Annotated in this window: 11 protein-coding genes; 4 read left to right on the top strand and 7 right to left on the bottom strand. The window is 37.0% G+C overall.

Going from position 1 to position 8,178, the window contains the following annotated elements:
• Positions 1 to 116 precede the first annotated feature (116 nt).
• The 6 genes from ABDZ84_RS20620 to ABDZ84_RS20645 all read right to left on the bottom strand — a co-directional run bounded on the left by ABDZ84_RS20620 (position 117) and on the right by ABDZ84_RS20645 (position 2,042).
• On the bottom strand, positions 117 to 335 hold the full coding sequence (locus ABDZ84_RS20620; protein ID WP_026680614.1) for a spore germination protein: 219 nt from the start codon (positions 333 to 335) through the stop codon (positions 117 to 119).
• A 66-nt stretch (positions 336 to 401) separates the two neighbouring features.
• Positions 402 to 770 (bottom strand): spore germination protein GerPE, encoded by a 369-nt coding sequence (locus tag ABDZ84_RS20625; protein ID WP_026680615.1) that lies wholly within the window; start codon positions 768 to 770, stop codon positions 402 to 404.
• Between the two features lie 14 nt (positions 771 to 784).
• Positions 785 to 958 carry a hypothetical protein gene (locus tag ABDZ84_RS20630; protein ID WP_026680616.1) on the bottom strand — a complete coding sequence of 58 codons (174 nt, stop codon included), beginning with the start codon at positions 956 to 958 and terminating at the stop codon, positions 785 to 787.
• Complete coding sequence (gene gerPC / locus ABDZ84_RS20635) at positions 955 to 1,542, bottom strand: spore germination protein GerPC (RefSeq protein WP_026680617.1); 588 nt, start codon at positions 1,540 to 1,542, stop codon at positions 955 to 957. Before gerPC ends, ABDZ84_RS20630 begins: the two co-directional genes overlap by 4 nt.
• A 75-nt stretch (positions 1,543 to 1,617) precedes the next feature.
• Positions 1,618 to 1,818, bottom strand: coding sequence for a spore germination protein GerPB (locus tag ABDZ84_RS20640; RefSeq protein WP_343782838.1), 201 nt, complete (start codon positions 1,816 to 1,818; stop codon positions 1,618 to 1,620).
• 2 nt (positions 1,819 to 1,820) lie between these two features.
• Entirely contained in the window at positions 1,821 to 2,042 is a 222-nt protein-coding gene (locus tag ABDZ84_RS20645; RefSeq protein ID WP_026680619.1) for a spore germination protein, read from the bottom strand.
• A 118-nt stretch (positions 2,043 to 2,160) separates the two neighbouring features.
• On the opposite strand from ABDZ84_RS20645, the gene ABDZ84_RS20650 reads away from it, so the two are divergent.
• Positions 2,161 to 3,342: a DUF418 domain-containing protein gene (locus ABDZ84_RS20650; RefSeq protein WP_343782840.1), complete on the top strand. Its 1,182-nt coding sequence runs from the start codon at positions 2,161 to 2,163 to the stop codon at positions 3,340 to 3,342.
• Positions 3,343 to 3,356: 14 nt separating this feature from the next.
• Complete coding sequence (locus ABDZ84_RS20655) at positions 3,357 to 3,917, top strand: GNAT family N-acetyltransferase (protein WP_026680621.1); 561 nt, start codon at positions 3,357 to 3,359, stop codon at positions 3,915 to 3,917.
• Between the two features lie 258 nt (positions 3,918 to 4,175).
• Here the strand turns inward: ABDZ84_RS20655 and ABDZ84_RS20660 are convergent, their stop codons facing one another.
• Positions 4,176 to 5,372 (bottom strand): ornithine--oxo-acid transaminase, encoded by a 1,197-nt coding sequence (locus tag ABDZ84_RS20660; RefSeq protein ID WP_026680622.1) that lies wholly within the window; start codon positions 5,370 to 5,372, stop codon positions 4,176 to 4,178.
• A gap of 160 nt (positions 5,373 to 5,532) precedes the next feature.
• On the opposite strand from ABDZ84_RS20660, the gene ABDZ84_RS20665 reads away from it, so the two are divergent.
• Positions 5,533 to 5,892, top strand: coding sequence for a YisL family protein (locus ABDZ84_RS20665; RefSeq protein WP_343782843.1), 360 nt, complete (start codon positions 5,533 to 5,535; stop codon positions 5,890 to 5,892).
• A gap of 393 nt (positions 5,893 to 6,285) precedes the next feature.
• Positions 6,286 to 7,773 carry an alpha-amylase family glycosyl hydrolase gene (locus tag ABDZ84_RS20670; RefSeq protein WP_281949216.1) on the top strand — a complete coding sequence of 496 codons (1,488 nt, stop codon included), beginning with the start codon at positions 6,286 to 6,288 and terminating at the stop codon, positions 7,771 to 7,773.
• Positions 7,774 to 8,178 lie beyond the last annotated feature (405 nt).

The following is an 8,178-nucleotide window of genomic DNA, read 5'->3' on the forward strand; positions in this document are numbered from 1 at the left end:
CTCTTTTTAAAGACGAAACCATCCTTTACACTCCCGCCGAAATATAGTGTGGGAGCAAAGGCTCAATAATAAGCTTGTAGAACCACTAAGGATTCCACAAGCTTATTTCATAATGTTTATGCGTTTGCCGTAATGTTTTGATCGTTTAAATCAGGGTCAAACGGATTGGTTGTACTGACGCCGTTATTCGTACAGATGAAGTCACCTGTATTAAGTGAGCCAGAACCAGCGTTAGTTTTTGCAGTATCCTTTGGAGATAAATAAAAGGAATCACCAAAGTTAACCACACCTCCGCCAACACTAATTATTTTTACTGGTCCAACAATAGCGGGCATGCTAACACCTTCTATCATAGTATTCTTAAAACAGTCTATGAGATGGAACAAGGATTGGTGTCTTATTTAATCTTGGAGCTTTCGGAAATGCTTTAATCGTGCATCTGCAGCTATATTTTCCACGCTCCCGATTTGCATTAAGGAGGAACTACTAACTCCAATTAAAGAAACATGGTGGACATTAATAGAACAGTCGTGATGAAAAGTAGATTTATTTACGGTTTTCCCATCTTTCAGCCAGTTTGCTTTTCTGGTGAAAATCGGATAATCCTCAAAGTATTCCTCATCTGCTTTTGTGAAGTAATCTCCCTCTTTTTGTACCGCAATCCCTTTGGAATTTAAATTGGCATTGAATGTGTCTCCAATTGAAACAACGCCACTAAAGGAAACAGAATTGGTAAACATATCGGATACATGAGCGATTCGTTTTTGCACGAGTTATTCTCTCCTTATGGGGCTAATGGTACAATATTTCCAAAAGTAAAGGCCTCTGGTGGTGTATCAAAAAAAGATGAAAGACATATCTCATCGTTGTCCCCAATCAAAAAAACGGATGAGGCAGATACGTTATCTACATTAACATTTTCAACATTTAGTCCCCAGTTATGGACTTCCATGTTCATGATGATTCTCCTTTATTCTTTTTGGTATGCATAAAATGAGCTAGCGATTTTTGAATTTCACTTTTAATGTTATCTGATATATAAGCATGCAATTCCTCTCTTGATTTAAGGTTACCATTTTGTGTTGCCTCATTTTCATGAAAGGCAATCCGTCCAGGCAACTGTTTTTCTATATCTTGTATAAGAACGGAGGGATATCCATCGTTTAAATTTACACTGTGCTCTCTTGCGAGCTGACGAATAATAGAGGGACCGGTTTCATGGAGATAATTTCCTAATTCTGATTGTAAGGTTTGTTTAAGTGGTGGCTGATAATTTGGTATGTCAGGCTGGTTTGGGAAACCCGTATCTTCAAGGTTTGCTAAGTCCTGTGGGGATAAACCGATATGAAGCGTACCGTCTAAATGCTCAATCTTCAGTTGGTCGAAGTGATATTCCACCTTTTCAATCTTATTAGATTTAGCAGCTTGCAAACTATCCTCCAATTGGTTTACTCTCGACATTAATGTTTGGATTAGATTCTCCTGCTGCTTCATATGTTCATGTAAATCATAAATATATTTTGACCAATCATTATTGTTCATGAAAATAAACCCCCCTTGCACAGTGTAGACGAATGCCTATGCTTAGTTTATGCATTACCTACAAAAATGTGCGATTTAAGGGGCTAAAGGTACAAGAGGAGTAGTCTCACTAATTGCTTCTGCCTCCTCAGCAGCTTCTGTAAATCCGCCTGTATTGTATATATCGGATTGGGCTTGTAGACTGCCAGTGCTTCCAATTTGCAATACAGAAGAATTGGTAATAGCACCGACTTTTATCATATAAATACTAATGGATTGATGGACAGTGATATTCATCTTTATTCCTCCGAGATTATAGGTTGATCAAAATTGTCGGGATCAAAAACATAGGTTTTAGAATTCCCCAAGTTTACACGAATACCTCTTCCAGTATTGAAAGACCCTCCACCAGCATAGGTTTTGGCAGTACTGTCTGGGGATATGGAATACACATCGCCAATATTAAAAATACTGGAGGAAGATATATTAATTACTTTGACTGCACCGACTTTTGCTGGCATTTGGACTCCTCCTTTACTGTTAGCTTATGAAAATCTTCTATTTTGTTGAGGATCTTTAGCAGGATTGTTTTGTTTTTTATCGAATAATATGAGGTACGAAGCAGAAAGGGAGTATATGATGGATATAAAGGCAACACCGACTCGTGAAAAAGATCGGTTGGTTTGGATTGATGCAGCTAGAGGCTTCGCTATTTTTGGTATATTTATTGTGAATATTGGCGCCTTCAGTGCACCTTATTTTTTGTATGGAGGAGAAGGGGTAGCGTGGCCATCTAGTTTGGATCATACGGTTCAAGGTATTATCGACATATTTTTTCAAGCAAGCTTCTATCCATTATTTTCAATTTTGTTTGGCTTTGGCATTCAGTTAATGAAGGAAGGGCTATTTGTAAAAGGAATTGCCTTTTATCCGATTCTAATTCGCAGGCTCATGGTTTTAATTGGATTTGGAATAATTCATGCGTTTTTAATATGGCATGGTGATATTTTATTGTCGTATGGAATAATTGGGTTGTTTTTACTTTTATTCTTGGATGTGAAAGATCGGACGCTACTTGGCTGGGGAGTTACTCTGTTAGTTGGAAGTGTTAGTATGTTAACACTATTTTTGTATAATGCGAGGCATTTTCTTAATGAATATGACGATGTAATGATAAATCAAGCGCTTGAAAATTATCAAAGTACCACTATTCAAGCCATTTGGTATCAAAACTTTCAAGATTGGATGTATGGTAATGGAGGAATTGTTTTTTTCATAATGATTGCAACCATTTTACCTTTATTTCTATTTGGAATGTACATTGCACGGAAACGCTGGCTACATAAACCGAAGCAATATCATTCTATTATTAAAAGGCTTTGGTTTAGTTCCTTGATTCTCTTCATTCTCTTAAAGCTAGCTCCCTATTTGTTTGGGAATCCGACATGGTTTTCGATGATTCAAGATAATATAGGTGGCTCATTTTCAGCACTATTTTATTTAACATCGATTACACTGTTAGCTCAAACCAAGGTGGGCGCTGCAATACTCCAACCATTAGTTTATGTAGGCAGAATGGCATTAACCAATTATATTACACAATCTGTCATATGTTTTGTCTTATTTTATGGGGTTGGATTTGGTCTATATGGAGCTATATCACCATTAATTGGAGTACTTATGGTTATTGTCATTTATTTCTTACAGATCATATATAGTAAATGGTGGTTTATTCATTTTCGGTTTGGTCCATTAGAATGGATATGGCGTAGCTTGACCTATAATCAGAAACAGTATCTTCGTAGGAAAAATCAAGGGTGAATGGGGGAGAAGTGATGCGAGTTCCAAAAGATAACTTTCCAACACTTGAAACAGAGCGAATGCGATTACGAAGGGTTACCATCGATGATGCTGCGGATATGTTTGCTTATTGCTCCGATAAAGAAGTAGCTAAATATGTGAATTGGGATGCCCATCAATCGATGGCCGATACCCATATATTTCTTAATCTAATATTAAATCAGTACAAAGGAAATAATTATGTCTTCTGGGGAATTCAAGATAAACAAACACATCATTTAATAGGAACGATTAATTTTGTATCATGGAAGAAAAAACATCGTACGGCAGAAATAGCGTATATCATTTCTAGAGACTATTGGGGAAGAGGAATGATGACAGAAGCTGCAATGAGAGTGATAGCATATGGATTTACAGAGATGAATTTAGTACGTATCCAAGCAAGATGTTTTCGAGAAAATCTTGCGTCTGAAAGAGTAATGGAAAAGGTAGGAATGACCTTTGAAGGAATAATGAGAATGGCCATGCAAGTAAACGGAATACATTATGATTTAAAATTATATTCCATTTTAAATCATGAATTTGATGCAGGCTAATGATAAACTACAGAAAGTTAGGGCAGTCAGCAAACTTTCTACGTTTTCCATTTTCATGACTCAAGAAGACATCTCCATAACTATCATGGATTTGACTGAAACTCCTTTCTACCTGTACGAATTGTGAGAAACGTAATTTATTTCATCTGTGGCTATGAATTACTGCTGTAGTCTGCAATAAAGCTATTAAAAAGGCTGTTCACAAGTCTAGCTTGACTTATGGGACAGCCTTTCTGTATACATTATAAAAATTCGTACTTAACCGTTAAACACTTCACGGATATGACTAATAGCCCAATCGAGATCTGTTTTATCAATAATAAGTGGAGGAGCAAAGCGTATTACATTGTCATGAGTTTCTTTACATAGTAATCCCTTTTCTTTTAACGCTTCACAATACGGGCGAGCGGCCTCTGTTAACTCCATACCAATAAATAGACCTTTACCACGTACTTCTTTTATTTTGGGATTATCAATCGTATTGAGTTCAGCCATCATATAGCTCCCAAGCTCTAACGAGCGTTCTGCCAAATTTTCTTCCTCTAGTACTTCTAAAGATGCTGTGGAAACTGCACAAGCTAGTGGATTTCCACCAAAGGTTGAACCGTGTGATCCAGGGTTAAATACACCCAAGATATCTTTATTAGCGACGACACAGGAGATTGGAAATACGCCTCCTCCTAAGGCTTTTCCGAGAATTAGAACATCTGGAGTTACATCTTCCCAATCACAAGCGAACATTTTTCCACTACGTGCAAGTCCGGCTTGTATTTCATCAGCGATATACAAAACCTTATTTTCCTTACATATAGCATAAGCTTCCTTTAAGAATCCTTCTGGAGGCATTACAATTCCAGCTTCACCTTGAATCGGTTCAAATAAAAAGCCCGCTGTGTTCTCTGTAATAGCATTTTTTAATGCATCAATGTCACCATAAGGAATGATTTTAATTCCTGGCAGCATTGGTCCAAATCCACGTTTGTATTCAGCTTCTGAAGAAAGGGATACAGCAGTCATTGTTCTTCCATGAAAATTTCCTTCACAAGCAATGATTTCTGCTTTATCTTCTGCAACACCTTTTACATCATAAGCCCATCTTCTAGCTGCTTTGATCGCTGTTTCAACAGCTTCAGCCCCTGTATTCATTGGCAGGGCCATTTCTTTATTAGTTAGTTTACATATTTTTTCGTACCAAGGTCCAAGCTGATCATTGTGGAAAGCTCTTGAGGTTAATGTTACAGCATCAGCTTGTTTTTTTAAGGCTTCAATAATTTTGGGGTGACGATGTCCTTGGTTTACTGCTGAATAAGCACTCAGCATGTCCATATAGCGGTTTCCTTCTGGATCTTCTACCCAAACTCCTTCAGCCTTTGCAATAACAACAGGTAGAGGATGATAGTTTTTCGCACCATATTCCTGTGTCTGATCAATTATTTCCTGACTCGTTTGTACCATATGATCCCTCCGAATTTTAAAAATAATCTACAAAAATAGTATAACAGTTTTTCTTGCTGAATAGATACAGAAAATTTGTCATGATTTTTTTATATGATTTATTAAAGTGATCATGGTATGATAGCGATAGTCATTGAATTTGGCAGGAGGTAGTTTAGAGATGACACATATGCATATTACTGCATGGGCGCTTGGTTTTATTTTATTTGCTCTAGTTTACATGATGTTAAAACAAGGTAAGGAAAAGCCTGCAAAAATTACACAAATGATTTTGCGATTAGACTATTTGTTTATACTTTATACCGGTGGAGATTTAATTGCGTATTATTTTAATGGCAGTCCATTACTACCTGAAGCAATCATTAAGGGACTTGCTGGAGTTTGGATTATTGCTGTGATGGAAATGATGCTTGTGAAGTTAAGAAAGCAGAAGTCACTTAAAGGTTTGTGGCTCCAATTTGTGATTGCCGTTATTATTGTACTTGCATTGGGATTCTTTAGACTCCCTATGTCTGTATAAGTATAGAAAGATTGTCCTTATGTTTGGGGCAATCTTTTTTTATAGCCTAGGAAATTACAAAATTTGAGCCTATGGATAAATATACGTATTAAGTCACGTCCAGCTCCAACGCCCAGAAACGATGCGTCTTCACGAATCTCCCTAATCTAAGTCATCATCGTTGACTCGCTTCAGTCGTTACGTTTCTAATCGGGCTCTTGCGCTTTTGTTCTGTTTTGACAACGTGTTGGTTATCATAGCTCGACAACAGGTTATTATGCTATCATTATAGCTGACTATGGAGGCAAGGGTTAAAAATTTGAATGATTTCTTACAATGTAAGGATTAATATTGACTATTCCGATAAAAGCTCAATAATAGAACAAGAGTACTTTTACTAGATGGAGGAATTATATGAAACGTATCCTAAGTATTTTTTTTGCTATCCTTGCTATTCTTGTAGCGATGCCAAATGATATACAAGCAGAAAGTGCAAATATAAACGAAGAGATTTTATACAGTATCACCGTGGATCGCTATAATAATCTGGACCATGAACGAGATAAACAAGTCCGTTTAGATGATCCAATGGCATATCATGGAGGAGACCTAAAGGGGATTATAGACAAACTCGATTCCTTTGAAGAATTAGGCTATACAACACTGGTGCTATCACCCATTATGGCGAATGCACCGGATGGATATCATGGTTACTGGATTGAGGATTTTTATTCTGTTGAGGAACAATTTGGTACGATGGATGATCTACATACACTAATTAAAGAGGCACATAAACGAAACATAAAAGTAGTTATGGAGCTTGTTACCAATTATATTGCAGATAGTCATCCCATTGCACAGGATACAGCAAAGAAGGATTGGGTAATCGAGAATAAAAAGCCACAAACCAATTGGTCTAAAAATACAGTAAAACTTAATCAGAACAACCCAGAAGTGCAAGCTTACTTATTGAATGTGGCTAATTATTGGATGGATGAAACCGATATTGATGGTTATAAGCTACATGCGGCTGATCAAGCATCTTCAGAATTCCTGAATACACTTTCTAAGAATATTAAAGCAAAGGACGATGATTTCTATATCCTAGCAGATATTCTCGACCCTGAAACAGATATAACACATTTAAAAGAAAATAAATTATTGGATGCTATCGAAAATTACTCGTTATATAATAGAATGACAGAGGTATTCGCCGAAGCAGGAAAGCCGGTTTCTGACATATATGGAGCTTGGCAACAAACTGATCAAGCGTCTATGATATTTGTAGATAATAAATCAACGGAGCGGTTCACGCAGACTTTAGCAGAGAACGGAAGAAACGCTCTTACGACATGGTCACTAGCATTAACTTATATGTATACGATTCCTGGTGTACCAGTATTGTATCAAGGATCCGAATTGCCAATGTATGGGTCAGGCTTAGCTGAAGCACAGCAAATGGTGAAATTTAATAGCGGTGATCCAGACTTGACTGAATTTCATAACCGTATCTCATCGTTACGTAATAAATTTCCTGTTCTAACGCATGGCGATTTCGAAATGGTTGGCTCTGATGGAGCAATGAGTGTATTTAAACGGAGCTATCAAGATGAGACGATGTATATTGCAATAAATAATGATGAACACTCTAGGGCGGTTTCAATAAGTGATTTAGAGTCAGGAAAACAGCTACGTGGATATCTTGGTGATAATACTGTTCGGGAAAATGATAAGGGAGAATACAAAATTGGTTTAGCCAGAGAGACAGCAGAAGTGTTCGCTGTAGAAAATGATACAGGCTATAATTGGTTATTTATTGGGTTTATTATTGGCGTATTTTTATTATTTATTATCGCTGTAATGATCCTCAGTCGTAAACAAAAACAAAGGAAAAGTAAATAACTAGTGAGATTTGTTTTGTGGTTATTCGTAAAAGCTTGTAGGGTGATTTTTCTCTACAAGCTTTTTAATTATCTAGGAAATTATAAAATATGCCCACATGGATAAATATGGAGTGTTGAGTCATGTTCAGCCCCAGCGCCCAGAAACGAGGCGACTTCACGAATCACCCAATAAGTTATCAACGACTCGCAAGCACACATAGATTCCTTTATATCGATTGACTTGCTCCAGTCGCTATATTTCTAATCGGGCGCTTGCGCTTTTGTTCTAAGTTAAGAAAGTATAAAATCAGTGCAATGACTGTGTTAAGCCAAGTAGTTATTTTGAAATGTTTAATGTATATTGGCAATGCTCCGACTAATTGCTTCGCTTTCCGCGGGCACGGCCTCAACTAACTTTGCAAAG

Origin of the sequence: Virgibacillus salarius (genome assembly GCF_039521925.1) — a bacterium.
GTDB lineage: Bacteria > Bacillota > Bacilli > Bacillales > Amphibacillaceae > Virgibacillus > Virgibacillus salarius.

Coding starts and splice junctions, on each gene's coding strand:
- ABDZ84_RS20620 (WP_026680614.1), bottom strand. CDS start 335: ATGCCCGCTATTGTTGGACCAGTAAAAATAATTAGTGTTGGCGGAGGT.
- ABDZ84_RS20630 (WP_026680616.1), bottom strand. CDS start 958: ATGAACATGGAAGTCCATAACTGGGGACTAAATGTTGAAAATGTTAAT.
- gerPC (WP_026680617.1), bottom strand. CDS start 1,542: ATGAACAATAATGATTGGTCAAAATATATTTATGATTTACATGAACAT.
- ABDZ84_RS20640 (WP_343782838.1), bottom strand. CDS start 1,818: ATGAATATCACTGTCCATCAATCCATTAGTATTTATATGATAAAAGTC.
- ABDZ84_RS20645 (WP_026680619.1), bottom strand. CDS start 2,042: ATGCCAGCAAAAGTCGGTGCAGTCAAAGTAATTAATATATCTTCCTCC.
- ABDZ84_RS20650 (WP_343782840.1), top strand. CDS start 2,161: ATGGATATAAAGGCAACACCGACTCGTGAAAAAGATCGGTTGGTTTGG.
- ABDZ84_RS20655 (WP_026680621.1), top strand. CDS start 3,357: ATGCGAGTTCCAAAAGATAACTTTCCAACACTTGAAACAGAGCGAATG.
- ABDZ84_RS20660 (WP_026680622.1), bottom strand. CDS start 5,372: ATGGTACAAACGAGTCAGGAAATAATTGATCAGACACAGGAATATGGT.
- ABDZ84_RS20665 (WP_343782843.1), top strand. CDS start 5,533: ATGACACATATGCATATTACTGCATGGGCGCTTGGTTTTATTTTATTT.
- ABDZ84_RS20670 (WP_281949216.1), top strand. CDS start 6,286: ATGAAACGTATCCTAAGTATTTTTTTTGCTATCCTTGCTATTCTTGTA.